The sequence below is a fragment of the Mumia xiangluensis genome, from assembly GCF_010994095.1.
In the GTDB taxonomy this organism is placed as follows: Bacteria; Actinomycetota; Actinomycetes; order Propionibacteriales; family Nocardioidaceae; genus Mumia; species Mumia xiangluensis.
The window spans coordinates 110,416-128,253 of the sequence record NZ_WJYO01000002.1; the positions used below are offsets into that span (position 1 = coordinate 110,416).

At 68.6% G+C, this 17,838-nt stretch carries 21 protein-coding genes and 4 tRNA genes; 10 read left to right on the forward strand and 15 right to left on the reverse strand.

Going from position 1 to position 17,838, the window contains the following annotated elements:
- Positions 1–254 precede the first annotated feature (254 nt).
- The 6 genes from GH747_RS06670 to GH747_RS06695 all read left to right on the forward strand — a co-directional run bounded on the left by GH747_RS06670 (position 255) and on the right by GH747_RS06695 (position 5,697).
- On the forward strand, positions 255–1,436 hold the full coding sequence (locus GH747_RS06670) for a tyrosine-type recombinase/integrase (protein WP_149768821.1): 1,182 nt from the start codon (positions 255–257) through the stop codon (positions 1,434–1,436).
- A 288-nt stretch (positions 1,437–1,724) separates the two neighbouring features.
- Entirely contained in the window at positions 1,725–1,952 is a 228-nt protein-coding gene (locus tag GH747_RS22400; protein WP_149769471.1) for a helix-turn-helix domain-containing protein, read from the forward strand.
- A gap of 222 nt (positions 1,953–2,174) precedes the next feature.
- Positions 2,175–2,402: a hypothetical protein gene (locus GH747_RS06680; protein ID WP_149768822.1), complete on the forward strand. Its 228-nt coding sequence runs from the start codon at positions 2,175–2,177 to the stop codon at positions 2,400–2,402.
- Between the two features lie 1,265 nt (positions 2,403–3,667).
- Positions 3,668–4,735 carry a hypothetical protein gene (locus GH747_RS06685; RefSeq protein ID WP_149768823.1) on the forward strand — a complete coding sequence of 356 codons (1,068 nt, stop codon included), beginning with the start codon at positions 3,668–3,670 and terminating at the stop codon, positions 4,733–4,735.
- Positions 4,732–5,028: a hypothetical protein gene (locus GH747_RS06690; protein WP_149768824.1), complete on the forward strand. Its 297-nt coding sequence runs from the start codon at positions 4,732–4,734 to the stop codon at positions 5,026–5,028. Before GH747_RS06685 ends, GH747_RS06690 begins: the two co-directional genes overlap by 4 nt.
- A 237-nt stretch (positions 5,029–5,265) precedes the next feature.
- Positions 5,266–5,697: a DUF2742 domain-containing protein gene (locus GH747_RS06695; protein WP_149768825.1), complete on the forward strand. Its 432-nt coding sequence runs from the start codon at positions 5,266–5,268 to the stop codon at positions 5,695–5,697.
- 35 nt (positions 5,698–5,732) lie between these two features.
- On the opposite strand, the gene GH747_RS06700 is transcribed toward GH747_RS06695, so the two are convergent.
- Together GH747_RS06700 and GH747_RS06705 are read right to left on the reverse strand one after the other, a co-directional pair.
- Positions 5,733–6,530: a hypothetical protein gene (locus GH747_RS06700; protein WP_149768826.1), complete on the reverse strand. Its 798-nt coding sequence runs from the start codon at positions 6,528–6,530 to the stop codon at positions 5,733–5,735.
- On the reverse strand, positions 6,527–7,225 hold the full coding sequence (locus GH747_RS06705; protein ID WP_149768827.1) for a hypothetical protein: 699 nt from the start codon (positions 7,223–7,225) through the stop codon (positions 6,527–6,529). Before GH747_RS06705 ends, GH747_RS06700 begins: the two co-directional genes overlap by 4 nt.
- A 165-nt stretch (positions 7,226–7,390) precedes the next feature.
- Here GH747_RS06705 and GH747_RS06710 point away from each other — a divergent pair, with 165 nt between their 5' ends.
- Positions 7,391–8,062, forward strand: a complete 672-nt coding sequence (locus GH747_RS06710; RefSeq protein ID WP_163695355.1) for a RusA family crossover junction endodeoxyribonuclease — start codon at positions 7,391–7,393, stop codon at positions 8,060–8,062.
- Positions 8,063–8,267: 205 nt separating this feature from the next.
- Here the strand turns inward: GH747_RS06710 and GH747_RS06715 are convergent, their stop codons facing one another.
- From GH747_RS06715 to GH747_RS06730, 4 genes are all read right to left on the reverse strand, one after another.
- Positions 8,268–8,573 carry a hypothetical protein gene (locus GH747_RS06715; protein ID WP_149768829.1) on the reverse strand — a complete coding sequence of 102 codons (306 nt, stop codon included), beginning with the start codon at positions 8,571–8,573 and terminating at the stop codon, positions 8,268–8,270.
- A complete protein-coding gene (locus GH747_RS06720) occupies positions 8,570–9,034 on the reverse strand; it encodes a GNAT family N-acetyltransferase (RefSeq protein WP_149768830.1) in 465 nt (154 codons plus the stop codon). The genes GH747_RS06715 and GH747_RS06720 overlap by 4 nt, the downstream gene beginning before the upstream one ends.
- A gap of 97 nt (positions 9,035–9,131) precedes the next feature.
- Positions 9,132–9,203: transfer RNA gene (locus GH747_RS06725), tRNA-Val, on the reverse strand.
- Positions 9,204–9,292: 89 nt separating this feature from the next.
- Positions 9,293–10,126: an aminotransferase class IV gene (locus GH747_RS06730; protein ID WP_149768831.1), complete on the reverse strand. Its 834-nt coding sequence runs from the start codon at positions 10,124–10,126 to the stop codon at positions 9,293–9,295.
- Between the two features lie 94 nt (positions 10,127–10,220).
- Here GH747_RS06730 and GH747_RS06735 point away from each other — a divergent pair.
- From GH747_RS06735 to GH747_RS06745, 3 genes are all read left to right on the forward strand, one after another.
- A tRNA-Gly gene (locus GH747_RS06735) sits at positions 10,221–10,292 on the forward strand.
- 43 nt (positions 10,293–10,335) lie between these two features.
- Positions 10,336–10,406: transfer RNA gene (locus tag GH747_RS06740), tRNA-Cys, on the forward strand.
- A gap of 37 nt (positions 10,407–10,443) precedes the next feature.
- Positions 10,444–10,518, forward strand: a tRNA-Val gene (locus tag GH747_RS06745).
- Between the two features lie 51 nt (positions 10,519–10,569).
- Here GH747_RS06745 and GH747_RS06750 read toward each other — a convergent pair.
- The 9 genes from GH747_RS06750 to GH747_RS06790 all read right to left on the reverse strand — a co-directional run bounded on the left by GH747_RS06750 (position 10,570) and on the right by GH747_RS06790 (position 17,837).
- Positions 10,570–12,099: a two-partner secretion domain-containing protein gene (locus GH747_RS06750; RefSeq protein ID WP_149768832.1), complete on the reverse strand. Its 1,530-nt coding sequence runs from the start codon at positions 12,097–12,099 to the stop codon at positions 10,570–10,572.
- Positions 12,100–12,159: 60 nt separating this feature from the next.
- Complete coding sequence (locus GH747_RS06755) at positions 12,160–12,783, reverse strand: hypothetical protein (protein WP_149768833.1); 624 nt, start codon at positions 12,781–12,783, stop codon at positions 12,160–12,162.
- 64 nt (positions 12,784–12,847) lie between these two features.
- Positions 12,848–13,765, reverse strand: a complete 918-nt coding sequence (locus GH747_RS06760; RefSeq protein ID WP_205602834.1) for an aminoglycoside phosphotransferase family protein — start codon at positions 13,763–13,765, stop codon at positions 12,848–12,850.
- Between the two features lie 59 nt (positions 13,766–13,824).
- On the reverse strand, positions 13,825–14,136 hold the full coding sequence (locus GH747_RS06765) for a hypothetical protein (RefSeq protein ID WP_149768834.1): 312 nt from the start codon (positions 14,134–14,136) through the stop codon (positions 13,825–13,827).
- 28 nt (positions 14,137–14,164) lie between these two features.
- Complete coding sequence (locus GH747_RS06770) at positions 14,165–14,785, reverse strand: GTP cyclohydrolase II (protein WP_149768835.1); 621 nt, start codon at positions 14,783–14,785, stop codon at positions 14,165–14,167.
- Positions 14,782–15,474, reverse strand: a complete 693-nt coding sequence (locus tag GH747_RS06775; protein WP_149768836.1) for a RibD family protein — start codon at positions 15,472–15,474, stop codon at positions 14,782–14,784. The genes GH747_RS06770 and GH747_RS06775 overlap by 4 nt, the downstream gene beginning before the upstream one ends.
- Positions 15,467–16,414: a lysylphosphatidylglycerol synthase transmembrane domain-containing protein gene (locus GH747_RS06780; protein WP_228552811.1), complete on the reverse strand. Its 948-nt coding sequence runs from the start codon at positions 16,412–16,414 to the stop codon at positions 15,467–15,469. The genes GH747_RS06775 and GH747_RS06780 overlap by 8 nt, the downstream gene beginning before the upstream one ends.
- Entirely contained in the window at positions 16,411–17,448 is a 1,038-nt protein-coding gene (locus GH747_RS06785; RefSeq protein WP_149768837.1) for a glycosyltransferase family 4 protein, read from the reverse strand. Before GH747_RS06785 ends, GH747_RS06780 begins: the two co-directional genes overlap by 4 nt.
- Positions 17,445–17,837 carry a 6-pyruvoyl trahydropterin synthase family protein gene (locus tag GH747_RS06790; RefSeq protein WP_240466120.1) on the reverse strand — a complete coding sequence of 131 codons (393 nt, stop codon included), beginning with the start codon at positions 17,835–17,837 and terminating at the stop codon, positions 17,445–17,447. Before GH747_RS06790 ends, GH747_RS06785 begins: the two co-directional genes overlap by 4 nt.
- Between the last annotated feature and the right edge of the window lies 1 nt (position 17,838).

A 17,838-nucleotide genomic window follows, 5' to 3' on the forward strand; every position in this document is an offset into this window, starting at 1 on the left:
CTCGTTTCCCCAGCGATCCGGGAACGCAGAAGGCCGACGCCTCGCGGCGCCGGCCTTCTGTGACGGTGGGCGATACTGGGTTCGAAACAGTTACGTGTGACGTCGCGCAGACCCGTCGATCCATGGCAAACTTAGGGCCTGACCTGCGAAAACGTGCTGGTAGACTCGGGACATGAGGGGACACTAAAACCCTCAAATACCCCCCTGATTCCCCACGCATTCCCCACGTGGCCCCCACGAAACGGACACCCCCCATGACGAACCGCACTCGTCGCAAGCAGAGTTTCGGAGAGATCTCCAAGTTGCCGTCCGGACGGTTCCGCGCGCGGTACACCGGACCGGACAACGCGCGGCACTCCGCTCCCCACACCTTCGTCACACGCACCGACGCGGACGCGTGGCTCTCCATCGAACGTCGTCTCATCAGCAACCCCGACGTCGAGTGGATGCCGCCGTCGGTGCGTGCGAAACGCAAGCGTCGCGAACTCGACTTCGCGACGTTCGCGGAGTCGTGGCTCGCTCACCGTCGACTCGCGGTCCGGACTCGGGAGGAGTACCAGCGTCTGTTGGACCGGTTCATCCTGCCTGCGTTCGGGTCGACGAAGTTGAAGCGGATCACCCCGGACATGGTTCGCGAGTGGTACGCCGTCACGTGCGTCGACCGTCCTACCTTCCGGGCGCGGGCGTACGGTCTGCTGCGCACCATTCTCGGGTCCGCTGTGAAGGATGACCTGATCGACAAGAACCCCTGCTACATCCGCGGGGCGGGGAACGCCAAGAGCAAGCATGACGTCAGGCCTGCGACGCTCGCACAGTTGGAGACGATCGCAACGACAATGCCGGAGCGGTTGCGGTTGATGGTGATGCTCGCAGCGTGGTGCGCCCTACGATTCGGAGAGATCACCGAGCTGCGTCGTGGAGACGTCGACACCAAGGAGGGGGTTCTCCGCATCCGACGCGGGGTCGTTCGGACGAAGGGAGGTCCCCTCGTGAAGGACCCGAAGAGCGACGCGGGATCACGCGATGTGTCGATCCCGCCGCATCTGCTGTCGCTGGTCCGTGAACACCTCCTCCGGCACGCGCAGTCGGGGAAGGACGGTCTGCTGTTCCCGGCCGCGTCCGGAGGTCACCTCGCGCCGTCAACGTTCTACGGACGCGCTCCGTACGTGAGGAAAGATGGGACCCCACGACCGGGGTGGGGTTACTACGGGGCGCGCGCCGCAGCGGGACGTCCCGATCTTCACCTCCACGACCTCCGACACACGGGCGCTGTCCTCGCTGCGCAGACCGGGGCGACACTTGCGGAGTTGATGAACCGTCTCGGACACTCCACCCCTGGCGCGGCTATGCGTTACCAACACGCCGCGCAGGAACGAGACCGCGAGATCGCGTCGCGGCTGTCTTTGTTGGCGGGATGGACTGCGGACAACGGATGATCCGTCTCGGGATCTGAGATATCGGGTGGGGAAAACTCGAGGTTCCGCCCACTTTCCTGGAGACTTCTCGCACTTTTTTGTGCGCATTGCCTCCCGACGTGCCCCTACCCTCCAGCGGTGACGCTCCGTGCTTCAAGCCTCCGAATTCGACTGTGGACCGGAGTCGAGACCCGTGCTTGCATGTGACAACAGGTCCACCCAAAGCAACGGAGCGGGGACCGGGGAACAACCGCCAAGAAGTCACCCCGACACCGCTCCGTCGAACCCCAGAATGAGGCGGTGTCGATCATGCCACACACGACGCGAATCAACGACGGCCCCCACCACTCCCCATCGAGAATCCGCATCAACCACGCAGCGGAACTCTACGGATGCACGCCCAAGACGATCCGACGAATGATCTCGCGCGGTGAGATCACCGGCTACAAGTTCGGTCCCCGGATCATCCTCGTGTCTCCCGAGGAGATCGAGAGCGTGCTCCGGGTGATCCCGACCGTCTCCTGCGACGACGCGTAGACCACACGCGAAGTCCGCAGCGATGCCTAAGCAACTGCGGCGGTCCCGAGACTGTCCACGCGCGCGGACGCGTGGAACCGAACCGCTGCGATGCAAGCGTCTCGACAAGCGATGCGCTCCGCGACGTCCACGCGCTCCGACCGTTGCAGTACAAGACGCAGACGTTCCACCAGACACCCACCGCGCGGCTGGTCCGCTCGTCCAGTCACGACCGGAGACGTCATGATCCGTGTCGAGTTCGCGTCAAAGTCAGCGGCCTACGTCTCCGGACCCGGCTCACGAGCGCTGCTGGTCGAGTGCGGCGCAAAGTCTCCCATGTTCTTGCCGCTGCGGAGGGTGTGGGCGACGTCGCCAAAGGTGGCGCGCGACGTGCTCGCGGCGTGCGAGCTGCGGCGCATCGACGTCGAACTCGTCGACCACGCTGACGATCGCGGAGGAGGAGCACCGTGAGGCACGCGCGTGACCGACGTCCTCGCTGGCGTCGCGAGGTCTACGCGAAGCGCGACGGGATGACGAACGGCGTACGCGTCCTCCTCCTCCGGTTAAGCGACAACATGGATCGAGAAGGCATGGTCTCCGTGCCACGCGCCCAACTCGCGAAGGACCTCGACGTCGCACCCGCAAGGATCACCGAAGGGATCCAGGCGGCTCGCAGACTTGGCTTTCTCGACATCGTCAAGCGGGCTCGCCCCGGCGTGACGGCGGTCTATCAAGCGACCTTCCCGACTGCGGGTAGAGGTACGCCACGGCGTACCTCTGTAGAGGTACGCCCACCCGGAGGTCACGAAGGTACGCCGTGGCGTACCCCAAGCGGGGGTCTAGAGGTACGCCAGGACCCCATCCCAAGAGGTAGTACAGGTAGTGCTGTCGACGAAACGCCCTCAGATGGCGTCCGCCCACAACGTCCTCAAGTCAACGGCTCACGCCCGCCGGTTCCGCCGACCGACGGCGAGCCGATCGACGTCTGCGACGACCACGACCCCCGCTCGACCGGGCGCACAACATGACCACCGGCGTCGTGTCCGCTCGTTTGCAGATCGTCGCTCGACGACCCCGACCCCCGTCCCCCTGTCCGCGTGTCGATGCCGAACGCTCAGCCCGGCACAACCCGCAGCCGCGTCAACAGCAGTTGGCGGGTTCCATGGTTGCGTTCCTGCCTCAGCCACAGGACACACACGCGCGAGCGCTCGCGCCCGAGCACACCCGCACACGTTGTCTCGTCGACAGTGGACGAATCGGCAAGGCGGGTCGTGGACGCTACGTCGGTCTCACCTTTGAGGACGACTCGTGACGACCACGCGAGGTAACAAGGTAACGGAGGTAACAGGGGTCGAGAGTGGACCCCCGCACTGTCCGCACAATCTCCCCACCGAGCTCGCGGCACGCGCCGCGACGTCGATCCATGACCTCTGCCGCGAGGTCATGCGGTTGGAGTATGTCGCACCGCCGGGCACGCGCCGTGTTCCTCTCGCCGCACACCGCGACCTCGCCCAAGCACTCCGAGTTACCGCCCGGCAGCAAGAACTCGCGGAGACGTTGCTCGACGACGTGTGGGTGTCGCTAGATGAATGGGCGTCCGCATGGGGGGTGCCGGTGCGGACCGCCCGCCATTGGGTGAAGCGGGGGGTCCTCGCCATCCCCGCCCGCAAGGAACGCGGACGTTGGCTCGTGCGAGCCGACGCCGAGCCGCCACCGGAAGCGAGGAACCGCCCGCGATGATCGAACCAAGACGAACCCGCCACCTCCCGCCGGCAACCGCCGAGCGTGTAGACCCGTCCGCGATCGACGGACTCCTCACCGAGGTACGCAACCTCGGACGGTCCGTGACCCTCCCCGGCATCGTCGGACGCGAACGTCTCGCACGAGCCGGAGCGGTCTCCGACGCCGCCGCGGACGTCCGTACCGCTGTCGCGTGGTCCGAACCGTACGGACCCGGATCGCATCAATCCCGCGTCGGGGATCTCATCCGCGACGCGTCCAAGCGCACCACCAACGACGACCGTGAGGCCGCGCGCGAACGCCTCGCACTCGACCGACAACTCACCGTCCTCCGACGTGACGTCGCATGGGTCGACGCAACCGGAGTCATGCCCTACCGGCAGCACGCGCCCGCCGTCGCATCGACCACATCGCCGCTCCTCGACCGCCTCGCGACCCCGGTCCCCGCACCCATGGGGACACGCGGCGAACACATGCCGAGAGGGTGGGACAACATCCCCGACGCGATCATCGACCCGCCCCCGGGAGAACTCGACGAGAACGGGAGAGCACGGATCGACGGACGAGACGTCGGATGGGTCCCCGTTCTGTACGGACTCGACGTCTCACTCATGGTCGACGACTTCACCGAGCCGGGTGCGAGGATCATGGAGATCCTCCTGACGACGATCGTGAACACCGGTCTTGAGCGCGAACTCCTGAGACGACTCACGACGGGACTCACTCCGGGGACCGCTGACGAAGCCGAAGCGTCGATCGGTACCGCGTGGCCGACCGGAGCAGACGTCCTCGTCGTCAACCCTGCCGACATGCCGAAGCTCCGCGCAGCGTACAGCCCGCTCGCGGTCCCGTTTGAGGTCATCCGTACCGCCGGCGCGCCTGCAGGCACCGGGGTTCTCCTCGCGTCGACGGCGGTCACCGTCCTTGCATCCGACATGGAGTGGATGACAGCCGTTCGTCCCGCCGAGTTCGGGACGGACATTGCCGCGCTCCGCTACGGACTCTCCGCATCACTCGTCACCGGAGCGGTCTCAACCATCGACCTCACCGGAGGAACCCCATGACGCACCAACTCCGACACCCCGAAGGCGACCTCGCGGTCGCGTGGACGTTCGACGCGCACCGTTACCAACACGACGACCCCTACCGCAGTCGGGTCGACGCGTTCCTCGCCGCGCACCGGGTCACCAACCCACGTCCCGCGACGATGAGGGTCCTCGACGACGAGAGCGGACAGCGCGTCGTCGTCGTCGAAGCGTGGACCGACCCCGATGGAGCGTTCTACAGGGACTCGACCGGACGGGTCGCACCAACCCTCGCGGTCGTGCCACTCGACCCGTCAGAGACGCTGCCATGACCTCACGACACCGCTACACGACACCGGCTCCGGTCGACGACAGCGCAACACGAGAACGTCTCGCGCAACTCGCGATGATCGTCGACCCCGACCCTTCGGTGGAGGACGTCGCACGCAGGATCGCGGGCAGCCTCCCGAGCTGGCAACGACCCCGCTTCGCGCGCGCGTTCACCACCGACCCGCTCGGGACCCTCATCACGCACCACACACACGTCAACCACGAACGTCTCTACCGACATGCGATCGACGTCCTCCGACGCAGAGCCCGACGACGGTAGCGCAACGTCCGGGGTCGACCTCCGACGCCGCTACTGGGCGCGAGAGCGGATCGACCGTGCCCACGGCGCACACCTGCCCATCTACGGATCTCCCGCATGGCACATGCTCCCCGACAACGACCCCGCGAAGGCGCTCGCAGCACTAGTGGCCGCCGAAGCATGGGCACGCAGCGCAGAGACCCTCCAGACCGACCTCGCAGTCGAGATCGCGACCGCACGCGAGGTGGCCGCCAAGTACGCGGAGGACACCGCCTACCGCGAGCAGGTTGAGGCTCACCGCAACCGATGGGGACCCGTCGCACGCTCCACCGTGGCCCCCTTCGCAGAACGCCGCCGCGCGCGGATCGAAGCCGCGGCGCCCCGATCCGACGACTACCTCGGCAGAGGTTGACTTCAACACGCCATCGAGGCGCGCCTCCTGAAGCGCTACCTTGTCTGAGAGTGGCTCAGACCCTCGAGAAACAACCTGCTTCGCCTGAGCACCGAGAACTGGAACAGCGGGAATGCGACCGCTAGCGACCCACCCAATGCGGTGGCGAGTGGCCACCTAATCCACGGGTTGGTTTCCCCATTCACGATCGAGATGAAGAGCCCAACCCCAACGAGGATGAACACTCCGGCTGAGATGTAGTCGCCAAACCCGAACCGCCACGGCTGATTCCATGAAGTTCGCGGGATGCTGACCTCCTTCAACTTCTTGACCCCTTCGACGCGGCACGAGAGGAGCGGCTCCTTCGGTGAACCATCAAGAAGCAGCTGGACCTCGAACAAGTCACGTGAGTTGATCAGCATTGGTTCGATCCGGACACCATCTTCGCGCAGCCCAAGCCGAGGCGCGAGATCGCTTGGGCGTCGTGCACTGATTTCTCCTGTGAGAACACGTGCGTCTCCGACGCTAATCGTGATCGGCACCTCAAACTCTTCGGAAGTGATCGGTTGGCCACCTGAGTTCGCTACTCGTATGACTAGGAGCCACGGTCGACGCACCTCCCCTCCGTTGAACGAAAACGAGAGATCGAACCGACTCGCATGTCGAAGCAGTAGCGATCGATTGTCCACGACAGCGTAAGAAAGCGACCGGCTTTGTTTCTCGCGGAAATGAATACCAATCGGTACGGCGATGCCGGCGATCACGGGAACGAGCCAGATAGCAAGTTCGGACTTGTCCATAAGATTGCAACCCAATCGGTCTTTCGTCGGTGTGCGCCCGCGATCGAGACTCAACCGAGAGAATTGTAAGGTTTGGTCCATCGTCCATAGTTGATGAACTCAAACATTCCCTCCCGTTCCAGTTCTGGCGCAGACGATGGAAGTTCGAAATCTGGAGTGCCGCTGTCTCCGTGTGACTGAATCTCGCCCTCCTGAGCGTAAGCCAGGAGGCTGGTGAAGAACGGAGTTTCAGGAGCAGGTGCTTCGTTTCTGAGCGCGGCCGCAACGATGGCGCGCCCGGTCCCGAGGGCGCCGTTGACATAGAGAGCGGGATGGCTGGAGAGCACTGGCAACAGGGAGTGCAGCGCCAGAAGCTCGACAACCCTCCCCAGCCGATCGTGAATCTCGCCGGGGGGCAGCACTTCGATCTTCCTTCGTATGCTCCTCAGATCCTCCTGTGAGGGCGGAGCAGTTTCCCAGAAATTACCAGTGCCATCGATCCGGTCGAAGTCTCGAAGGATGTCCTCGTACCGAATTCGAAGTTCGGATTGCAGCTGCTGCTCCTGCGCCCTCCCGCGCTCCTGGGACCGGATCGAGTCCTCGCGCGTGATCGCGTCCTGGTTCGCTTTTCTTGAGTCGCTGCGCTCGGCTTGGAAGGTTCGGCGCTGTGCCTTGATCGCGGCGATGCCCACGGCGGCAGTCGCAATGGGCGAGAGTACAGCCGCTATCGCGGCCAAGACATCCGCCACCAAACTCCAATTCACACTCATGGGCGCAAATCCTAGTCCAACAGATTTGGCGGCGCGGTGCTAATCCACAATCCGTGACTGAGACGGTGTCACACTCACGCACCCAACACGACACAAGCGTCGGCGCGGTCCCCCTGTACCGGGACATAGCGCGACATCGCCACGCCGCTCTGCGAGACTTCCGGAGTGATCGAACCTGTCGTTTCCGCGGCTGACTTCGTCGTCCATGAGTACTACGACCAGGGCAAGATCGTGATCCGGAGTGCCGCGAGTCCCGTCTCGCTTCAGGCGAACACAGTTAGGAAGAAGCAGTTCCGCGCCGCGTTCGGTGCGGCTGTCCAAGAGGCGACAAGGGGCATCTTCACGCACGACGTCGAGGTCACGCTTGTGTGGCTGATCGAGGAGGCCCGTCGCTACCAGACCCATCTAGTAGCCGACCTCGACAACGTCCTCAAGCCACTCCTCGACGCCATCACTGGCCCGGGCGGCGTCTTCATCGACGACAACCAGGTGCAATCGATCCGAGCCTCGTGGATGACCCCCGGTGCAGGCGGCCCCGGATTCGAGCTCACCATCGAGGCGCTGATGGGCGATGACTACGTCGAGCGAGCGGGACTCTCCTTCGTGGAGTTCAGCGCCGATCGGTGCTACATGCTGCACGGAGGTTTGGGTCCGTGGGAAGCGCGTGTCGTTGCTCAATTTCGTCGCATGGTCGCGGCGTACCACAGCGAGCTCGCGATGGGCTTCGCGGAGGACGTCGCCCGGATGATCCTGCCGATCGCGCGCCCCTTCCCCCGTGCTCGGCTGGGGAGATTCCGTGTCCGACACGAGAGCGAGTTCCCCGATCCTGATTCATGAGTGATGGTTCCGCTTTTGGTCTCGGTAGCGATCGGGACACCAGCGAACGCAGTCGCTTCCTTTTTCACAGATTGCGCAAGATCTCGACAGGTTTCCCGCAATTTGCGAAGGTTGTACGCGCTTCCGCGTGACAGGACGACGGAGTTGCGGCCTCTAACGCGTTGCCGTCACCTCCTGGCGCTACCTCCGCCACGCCGTGCGGCACTCACCGGCGTTGGACGTCGGTGACGGCGACCCACACGTACGGCACTGCGAGTCGGTCGTCGGAGAGGTAGACGCACACCCGGTCGCGGTGCCATCGGACGGCTTGGGCAGGTAGCCAACAGAGGCCGTCGTGTTCGAAGTCGAGCCACACCATGATGAGGATGGGCGTGCGGCTGGGGATGCCGCGTGCGTGTCCGTTGTCGTCCTGGTCGTGGAAAGGCCACGACACGTTGCGGACCTTTTGCCATGTGGAGCGGTCGGGCGGGTCGGGGGCGGAGTGGTGCGGGTGGATGAAGCGGGTCGTCATGGGATCGACTTGCAGAAGACGACGGGGTCCGCGTCTGTGGCGGGCGTGGTCCGTGTCATGCCCCATGATTCGAACGCGGCGAGTCGGACGTGCATGTCAACTCGCCCAGGGCCCCGCCAGGTGTAGAGGAAGATGGCGCGATCACCGTGCGCTCGCGCTGCTTCGAATGCGGCGTCGAGCAGTTCGCCACCCACACCCTCGCGACGGAAGGTCGCGTCTACAAAGATCTCGGAGATCTCTGTTCCGGTGCCTGTGCTTCCTTGGAGGTCACCTCGGTCGTCGAGCTCCCTACCGTGCTGTGCTTCAACGAACCCCGCAGCGACACCCTGCCGTGTCGCAAGCAGGACGATCTTGCCTCGACGACGAGTCCGCAAGTCCCGCGCGACGCGGGGGTATCCCCAGCGCTTGATGACCTCCGCTGTTAGGTCGGGGCCGTACTCGCTCGCTGTGACCGTCGTCATGAGTTCCTCCCGCGCTTCCCCACGTATTCCCCACACACGACGCAGAAACCCCCTCTGGTTCCTGCGTCTTCGCAGGTCAGAGGGGGTTTCGTAGCGGTGGGCGATACTGGGTTCGAACCAGTGACCTCTTCGGTGTGAACGAAGCGCGCTACCACTGCGCCAATCGCCCGCTGTCGCCCCGCTCAGCGGGACGACACAGAGACTAGCGTACGCGCACGAACACCCCGAAATCCGGGTCCGGCTCGCCGCCGGCGACCGTCACGGGTCGATCTGCTCCGCCGCCCGCTCGGCGAAGATCTTGGCCGCCAGCGCGGTGACCGGCCCCGGGGCGGGCAGCTCCCGGTCGTCGATCCGGTGGATGCCCTGGACGTCGCGCGTGGTGCCGGCGAGGAACGCCTCCTCCGCACGCTCGAGCACGTCGATCGGAGCGTCGCGCTCGACGACGTCGATCTCGTCGCGGCACCACTCGAGCACGAGAGCCCGCGTGACTCCCGCCAGGCAGCCCGACTCGAGCGTCGGGGTCACGAGCTGTCCGTCGAGGACGTAGAAGATGCACGACCCCGTGCCCTCGCACAGCAGCCCCGCCGTGTTGGCCATGACGGCCTCCGACGCACCGTGCTGGAGCGCGTGCTCGACCATGAGCGCGTTCTCCGCGTACGACGTGGTCTTGAGGCCGCTGAGCGCGCCGCGCTCGTTGCGGGGCCACGGCACCGTGGCGATCGCGGTCGTCGGGTCGGGGCGTACGGCGGGCTCGGTGACGACGACGACGGTCTGACCCTCGTGTCCACGCGGCGACCCCAGCGGGCCGCGCCCTGAGGTCACGGTGATGCGGATCCGCCCGAAGGGCAGGTCCTGTCCGTCGATCGTCGCGGCCACCCCCGCTCGTACGAGGTCGAGGTCGGGCTCGCCGATGCCGAGGCCCGACGCGGAGCGGGCGAGGCGCTCCAGGTGGCGGGTGAGAGCGAACGGGGCGCCGTCGCTGACCTTCACGGTCTCGAAGACGCCGTCGCCGACGACGAGGCCGTGATCGAGGACACCGAGGGCGGGTTCGTCCGGGGATTCCAGGGTTCTTCCGTTGATCCATGCACGCATACGGCCACGTTAACGCGCCAACCGGACCCCCAGTTTGGAGCGCTCCGACCCATCCGCTAATGTTTCTCTCGTTGCCGGGGAAGCCCAGCAGCGCGCGGACGTGGCTCAGTGGTAGAGCATCACCTTGCCAAGGTGAGGGTCGCGGGTTCGAATCCCGTCGTCCGCTCGGAGTGGGTCTCCGGGCCCCTTCTCAGACATCGTAGATGTCCGGTGGAGTGGCCGAGAGGCGAGGCAACGGACTGCAAATCCGTGTACACGGGTTCAAATCCCGTCTCCACCTCGATGGGGTCCCACGGCTCCAGGTCCGCAAGGACCACGGGCGATTGGCGCAGCGGTAGCGCGCTTCCCTGACACGGAAGAGGTCACTGGTTCAAACCCAGTATCGCCCACCAGCACGACAGAAGAGGCTCCCTCCGGGGGGCCTCTTCTGCGTTCGGCGGTCGCTACCGCGTCACCCGGATCGCGCGGCTCACCCGGGTGGCACTCGCGTAGCCGGTGCGCGACCCGGTCACCCTCACGGTGATGCGGTGTCCCGCGTCCGCCTTCTTCGCCCGGTAGTGGCGCTTCGTGGCGCGCTTGATCGGATCACCGTCGCGGTACCAGCGGTAGCGCAGCGTCACCCCTCCCGGCCCCCAGCGACCGGATTTCGCGGTCAGCCGCCGACCTGCCGCGGGCTTCCCGGCGATCTTCGGGCGACGTGGCGTCAGCCTGCCTGCCGCGATACGCGCGGCGGTGCTCGTCCGGGTGACGGTCTCGAAGCCTGCCCGACTGCCGGTGACTCGCACGCTGACGCGGTGTCCGCGGTCGGCGGGAGCCAGGGCGTACGTCGCGCGCGTCGCGCCGGCGATCGCCCGACCGTCGCGGAGCCACTGATAGGCGAGGCGGGCGGGGCTCGGCGCCCAGGCGGCAGAGCTGGCGAGCGTACGCCCGACCGCCGGGGTCCCGACCAGACTCGGCACCGGCGCGTTGAGGACGCCCGCGGAGCAGGAGGTCCGTCCCAGCCCGGCGGCGCCGCCCGACGGCGCGAACGCGCTCGCGTACAGGACCTTCTGCTTGTCGAACGTGCCCGTCGTGACGTGCTCGGGCTTCCTCGGCACCCCGTTCAGCGTGACCCGCGACTGCAGGGCGCTGCCGAGCGTGCATGCGACGTGGAGGGGGCCACGGTCGACGCCCCCGATCTCGACGCTGTTGGCGGTGAGCGCGCTGTCCGAGCTCAGGACGACTCCCGTCGACGTGACCGAGCCGGCACGGTCACCGTGCAGGCGTACGGCGCCACCGCGAGCGTCGAGGATGCCGGAGCTGCTGACCACGGCCGCCGGCTGGCTCCCCGCCGACTGTGCCGGGGCGATCGCTTCCGCGTTGCGTGAACCGAGACTCACGCCCACGCTGCTCGAGGCGACCATGCCGATCACGCCGCCCGGAGCGACGACTGAACCGCTGTTCGTCACCTCCGACGTGCCGAGCAGCGCGACGATGCCCCGATCGGCCCGGATCGTGCCCGCGGTCGTGACCGGTCCCGTCGGTCCTGGTGCGTCGAACGTCGGTCCGCCCCCGAGGAAGCGCACGTCCTGGGTGTTCATGCTGCTGAGCACGACACCGCCGACGCGGAGGTACGCGCCGCGGTCGACGGTGATCCCGGCCGGGTTGACCAGGACGACCTGGCCGTCAGCCTGCAGCGAGCCGGCCAGGAAGGTCGCCGCGCCGCCGACCACCCTGATCAGCATCCGGCTGCCGGCCGCCGGCTGCTTGACGCGCACGGTCGCTCCCGCACCGATGTCGGCGGCCTGGAAGTGCACGATCGCGGTCGCGGACGACTGCTCCAGCGTGACAGCCGCCGTTGCAGCGTCGTACGACGCGGTCACCGTGCCGGATACGAGTGTGAAGCCGGTGGGCAGCACGGCTGCCTGGGCCGGAGCACCGGCACCGCCGAGCAGAAGGGCGACAGAGCTGGCGAGGACGACGATGAGCCGCATGCGCAGACGCTAGCGGTGAACCGCCCCGCGGCGATATGCCTGATCCGGCATCCGCCGCGTTCAGTTCACCCCACCCACCTTCGTCGCGACGAACGACGCCTTGCGCACCATCGCGGAGTTCCACACGCGGTTGCACTCGAGCGTCACCGGACCACCGGCGTGCACGAAGGTCGAGTCGAGCGAGAAGGACTCGGGCTCGCCGATGTAGGTGCCGTTCGGCGACAGGTAGATCGACGCGGTCTCGTAGCCGGGAATCCTGCACGAGACGACCGAGATCCCACCCTGGTATCCGCTCGGCAGCCCCCAGTTCTCGATGTCGACGCTGGCCGAGAGCACGTAGCTGCCGGCGGGGAGCGTCAGCGTCGCGATGTCCTCGTCGTAGTCGTCGACGAGCACGCTCGCGGCTGAGGTCGACCAGGCGTGGATCGCGGCGGGCGTGCCGGCCGGTCCACGCACGCCCTGCGCACCGCGTGCGCCGACCGGCCCACGGACGGCGATCGCCCGCTTCTTGGTCGCCTTCGGACACTTCCCTTTGGCGTCCGCGGCGCGGACCACCCCTGACTTCGTGACGCAGACCTTGACGGCCTTGGCCTGGGACACGGCGACCGCAGTGGCGGTTCCGCCGACGACGAGACCGAGCACGACGCCTCCAGCGACGAGCGCGGCAGAGCGAGAGAGCTTCATCGGCTCAGCGTGCGCCCACCCCAGGGTCACCTCCTCCCGCGTTGTGTCCGGCGGACCCCCGCCCTCACTCCCCCGACAGCACCTGCGCGAGGCCATGAGCGCCGATGGCGTGCAGCTGCGGCGCGTCGTCGGACGACGTCACGAGCAGCACGGCGAACACCGCGGCCCAGGCGCGGGCACGGTCCCACATCGCGGTATCGGCGACACCGGCACGCGAGACCAGCTCGCGGAACTCGCGACGCCCCTCCGCGTCGAACGTCAGCCACGCCGTCGCGAGATCGCTGGCCGGGTCACCGGACGTGACGTCACCGAAGTCGATGACCGCCGACAGTGCGAGCGTGCCCGCTTCGTCCGGAGACGCCAGGAGGTTCGCCGGATGCAGGTCGCCGTGCACCCACAGGGGCGGGCCGTCCCACTCCGGTGTCGTGCGGAGGCGGTCCCACAGGTCGAGCAGCGCCGCGCGCTCGGGCAGGGGGTGCGCGTCGAGACGCTCCCGGATGCCGGCGTCGCGGACGGCCAGCGGCACGCCCCGGTACGCGTTCACGGGCGCGTCGTCCGGTGCCGGACGGTGCAGCGCCGTCACGAACGCCGCGAGCGGCCGCGCCAGCGTACGGCGCTCGTCCACCGCGCTCCGCACCACAGCCTCGCCGTCGAACCACGGCACGACGCTCCACCACCACGGGTACGCCGGTCCGTGCGCGCCGTCGCTCGGCGATCCGACCCGCACGGGCACCGGGACCGGGGTCGGCAGACGGGGTGCGAGCACCGGAAGCCACTCCTGCTCGTGCCGCACGAGCCGTGCACCGAGCTCCCGGCGTGGGATCCGCAGCGCCAGGTCGTCGCCGAGCCGTAGCACCTCGTTGTCCCAGCCGTGCGCGACGAGCTCCAGCGGGAGGTCGGCGAGATCCGGGTGCTGCGACGCGAGCAGGCCGCGTACGAGGTCGATCGTCACGTCGACCTCAGCTGCAGGGATCGGGGCCACCGGTCGATGCTAGTCCGACCGCGCTGGTGCGGCCGTCGGCGAGCAGCGCCGCAAGCGGGCTACGGCACCACCCGTGCGCCGAGCGCCTCGATCAGTCGTTGCAACCCACGACGCCCGCGCCCCCAGTCGGTGATCGCGAACGACTCCGTCGTCATGAACGTCAGGAGCGTCTCGGTCGGCGACGGGCCGGGAGCGATCCCGACGGTCAGGTTCGAGCCCCAGGAGAGCGCACTGGCGCCCTTCCTGAACGCCACCGCGCTCGGAGTCGTACGGCGAGGGTCGGGCATCCAGCCCTGCCGTGCCGCGGCCACCCGGAGCGCCTGGACGGCTGTTGCCGGGGGCTGGTTCACCACTGCCTGCACCTGTGCCATGTCAGGAGGCTACTGAACGGGCGGCCGCTCAGCCCGCGACCTCGATCGTGTGCGCGGCGCGACGGACCTTGGCCTCGAGGTAGCGGACGTTCGCGTCTCGCCGGTGCACGCCTGTCGGGACGCACGCGACCACGTCGATGCCCAGGCGTGCGAGCTGGCCCGCCTTGTCCGGGTTGTTGGTCAGTAGACGCACGGACGTACGTCCGAGTGCGGCGAGCATCTGCGCGGCGACGGTGTAGTCGCGCTCGTCGGCCCCGAAGCCGAGTGCGACGTTCGCGTCGAACGTGTCGAGGCCGGTGTCCTGCAGGAGGTAGGCGTCGAGCTTCGCGTACAGCCCGATCCCTCTCCCCTCCTGCCGCAGATAGAGCAGCACTCCCCCGGCCGAGGAGATCCGCGCGAGCGACTCCGCGAGCTGGGGACCGCAGTCGCACCGCTCGCTCCCGAGCACGTCACCGGTCAGGCACTCGCTGTGCACGCGTACGAGGGGCGGCTCGCGGCCGGGGTCTCCCAGCTCGACAGCGAGATGTTCGCGCCCGTCGACGAGGCCGTCGAACGTCACCACCTGCCCGAGCGCGGTCGCGCCGCCCGCGAGCGAGAGCGGGACCGGTACGCGCGCCCGTACGGTTGCGGGCGCAGCCGCGGTGCTCACGCCGCCTCGCAGCGCTCGGACAACGCGTAGCGGACGAGCACGACGTCGTCGAGCGTCCTCGTCTCGACCGGTCGAGCACGGTGATCGTGGCACCACCGGTACTGGCCGTCGTCCACCCACCGCCGCGCCCGTCGGTCACCGAGGAAGAACGGCGCGACGACCAGCTGGAGCTCGTCGGCGAGACCTTCGGTGAGGAACTGCGTGTGGACGGTCGCCCCGCCCTCGACCATCAGGCGCCGCACCCCCCGCCGGTAGAGGTCCTCGGCGACGCGGCGCATCGTGACCGGCTCGCCCCCGTCGACGACCGTGGCGAGGTCACCGAACGCCAGCCGGCCCTCGTCGACGTGGGCGCTCGGGCAGTAGACGAGCTTCTCGACGTCCCCGGCGGTGAAGAACGCGCTGGCGCGGTCGATCGTGACGTGCTCGCTCACGGTGACCTTCACCGGCGAGTCGGTGGCCCCTCGCCGCCGCCGCCCCACGACCCTCGCAGGCGCGCGGACGAGCAGTCGTGGGTCGTCGTTGCGCACGGTCGCCGCGCCGACGAGGATCGCGTCGCTGTCGGCTCTGACGCCGTCGACACGATCCAGGTCCGCTGGTCCCGAGAGGTGCAGCGGCCGGTCGCTGGTGTCGTCGAGATAGCCGTCGAGGGTGATGGCGCACGACAGGATCGTGTAGGGCAGGTCAGGCATCGGCGGCTCCCGTCATCGGAGATGGGGCGTGCGCGCGGATCCGCCCGCGCGCGTCGAGCAGGAGGACGGCCACTCCGGGTGCCGTGGCGAGGAGGGCCAGCAGCCCGTACACCACGGAGACCTCGAGCCCCTGGTGCGCGCCCAGTCCGCCCGCCGCGAAGGCCCAGGCGGCCGCGCCCTCGCGCGGTCCCCAGCCCGCGATGCTCATCGGCACGGAGGCGGCGAGCAGAACGAGAAGGGCAGCCGGAAGCGCGGCGACGAGATCGAGGGCCGGAGCCGCGACCCGGACCGCGACGAGGAAGACGGCGACGTGTCCGCAGAACGCGAGGATCGACAGCCCGACGAGCTGCGCGGTGCACCACCGGCGCCGCAGGACCCGGCGTACGTCGCCGGTGAGGACGTCGCGCCAGGCAGCGGGCAGCGCGGCCCCGGCCGCGATCGCCACCACGAGCACCACCGCGACGGTGACGAGGAGGGACGTGAGGACGGCGCCGGTCGCGGACCGCAGCGGCGACGGGACGGAGAGGAGCACCCCTGCCGCGACGACGACGCACACGGTCTGACCCGCCAGTCGCTCCCAGGCGACCGTGCGCAGGCCGCGAGCGGTGTCGTCGGTGTCGCGCCCGTGGACCACCCCACGGTGCACGTCCCCCGCGACGCCGAGCGGGAGCGTGACGTTGAGGAGCTGCGAGCGGTAGTACGCGCGCACGGCGTCACCGAGCCCGATGGGGGCGCCGAGCTCGGCCGAGACGACCTGCCAGCGCCGGGCGGCGCACAGCGTGCTCAGCGCCGTGAGCACGAGCGCGGCAACCACGCCGGCGGGTGCCCCGGACGACTGCGTCGTCGCGCGGAAGCCGTCGACCACGGGCTGCGTGCCCAGGGTGAGGACGAGGACGGCGAGAACACCGACCGGCGCGAGGATGCGCACCGCGCGCGTCACGTCGCCACCGCCCTGTGGTGCCGTATGCCGTCGAGGACGCCGGCGACGGTCTCCGCGGTCGTGTCCCACCCGGAGAGCGTCGTGCGCCGTTCCCGTGCGCGCCTGCGCAGGACCGTACGCACCCCCGGGTCGGTGAGCCAGCGCCGCAGCGCCTGAGCGAGCGCGGCGGGGTCCGCCGTGCCGACGAGCAGCCCCGGAACGGCTCCGTCCGGCGTACGCCCGAGCGCCTCGGCGACACCGCCGACGGCGGACGCGACCACGGGGACGGCGTGCGCGAGAGCCTCCGTGACCACCATCCCGTACGTCTCGGCCAGCGAGGGGAGGACGAGCAGGTCGGCGGCGGCGTACTCGGCATCGAGCCGATCCCCCACCAGCGGTCCGGTCCACGTCAGCCGGTCGCCGAGCCCCACGCGCCGGGCGTGGAGCATCGTGGCGCGGGCGTACGACGGCTCCACGTACCGGGAGCCGACGACGCGGCAGTCCCACGTCAGGTCGGTCAGGCTCGCCAACGCCTCGACGAGCCGGCTCTGCCCCTTGGCCGGCGACACCACGCCGACGCACAGGAGGTGGCGACCTGCCTCGGTCCCCTCGTGCGCGGGCGACTCGTCGACTCCCGGGCGCGCCACGTGGAGGCGCCGTCGGTCGAGGCCGTACGAGCTGGCGACCCGGTCCGCCGTCCACCGGCTCGTCGTCACCACGGCAGCGGCGGCCTCGAGCACCGTGCGCTCGTCGGGGTCGGGCCCGACCGGCTCGTGCAGCAGGACGACCAGGTGCAGGCGCCCGGCATGGGCCTCGATCGCAACGCCTGCGCCACGCGTGAGGAGCCCGTCGACGACCACGAGGCTCCCGCGCACGAGCGGTGCGAGGACCTCGGTGAGCGAGTCCCGACCGACGTCGCCCCGTACGGCGTGCTCGTGCACGGTCCATCCACCGGCACGGAGCGCGTCCGCGACCCGACGGTCGTACACGCTCCCCCCGCTCGGCCGTCGGGGGTCGACGAGAGTGTCAGGGACGACGAGGTGGACGACGGTCATGACCCGTCCAGCCCTCGCTCGTACGACGCCCACGCCGTGGGCGACTCCCGCAACGTCACGACCAGCCCGTCGAGGTCGGCCTCGGGGCGGCCGAGCGCGCCGTCGGCGACACGTTCGGCGAGCCGGTCGGCGACCAGTCGCGCGAGCACTTCCGTCGTGGTGTTGGCGCCGGCCAGCGTCGGATCGTCGTCCAGGTTCCGGTAGTTCAGCGACTCGAGCTCGGCGTGCAGGACCTCGGCGGCGCGGCCGAGGTCCACGACCACCCCGTCGTCGTCGAGGGTCGCGGCGCGGAACGTCGCCTCGACGACGTAGGTCGCGCCGTGCAGCCGTTGCGCGGGACCGAAGAGCGTTCCGCGCAGGCTGTGGGCGACCATGACGTGATCGCTCACC

Coding starts and splice junctions, on each gene's coding strand:
- GH747_RS06670 (WP_149768821.1), top strand. CDS start 255: ATGACGAACCGCACTCGTCGCAAGCAGAGTTTCGGAGAGATCTCCAAG.
- GH747_RS22400 (WP_149769471.1), top strand. CDS start 1,725: ATGCCACACACGACGCGAATCAACGACGGCCCCCACCACTCCCCATCG.
- GH747_RS06680 (WP_149768822.1), top strand. CDS start 2,175: ATGATCCGTGTCGAGTTCGCGTCAAAGTCAGCGGCCTACGTCTCCGGA.
- GH747_RS06685 (WP_149768823.1), top strand. CDS start 3,668: ATGATCGAACCAAGACGAACCCGCCACCTCCCGCCGGCAACCGCCGAG.
- GH747_RS06690 (WP_149768824.1), top strand. CDS start 4,732: ATGACGCACCAACTCCGACACCCCGAAGGCGACCTCGCGGTCGCGTGG.
- GH747_RS06695 (WP_149768825.1), top strand. CDS start 5,266: ATGCGATCGACGTCCTCCGACGCAGAGCCCGACGACGGTAGCGCAACG.
- GH747_RS06705 (WP_149768827.1), bottom strand. CDS start 7,225: ATGAGTGTGAATTGGAGTTTGGTGGCGGATGTCTTGGCCGCGATAGCG.
- GH747_RS06715 (WP_149768829.1), bottom strand. CDS start 8,573: ATGACGACCCGCTTCATCCACCCGCACCACTCCGCCCCCGACCCGCCC.
- GH747_RS06720 (WP_149768830.1), bottom strand. CDS start 9,034: ATGACGACGGTCACAGCGAGCGAGTACGGCCCCGACCTAACAGCGGAG.
- GH747_RS06730 (WP_149768831.1), bottom strand. CDS start 10,126: ATGCGTGCATGGATCAACGGAAGAACCCTGGAATCCCCGGACGAACCC.
- GH747_RS06750 (WP_149768832.1), bottom strand. CDS start 12,099: ATGCGGCTCATCGTCGTCCTCGCCAGCTCTGTCGCCCTTCTGCTCGGC.
- GH747_RS06755 (WP_149768833.1), bottom strand. CDS start 12,783: ATGAAGCTCTCTCGCTCTGCCGCGCTCGTCGCTGGAGGCGTCGTGCTC.
- GH747_RS06765 (WP_149768834.1), bottom strand. CDS start 14,136: ATGGCACAGGTGCAGGCAGTGGTGAACCAGCCCCCGGCAACAGCCGTC.
- GH747_RS06775 (WP_149768836.1), bottom strand. CDS start 15,474: ATGCCTGACCTGCCCTACACGATCCTGTCGTGCGCCATCACCCTCGAC.
- GH747_RS06785 (WP_149768837.1), bottom strand. CDS start 17,448: ATGACCGTCGTCCACCTCGTCGTCCCTGACACTCTCGTCGACCCCCGA.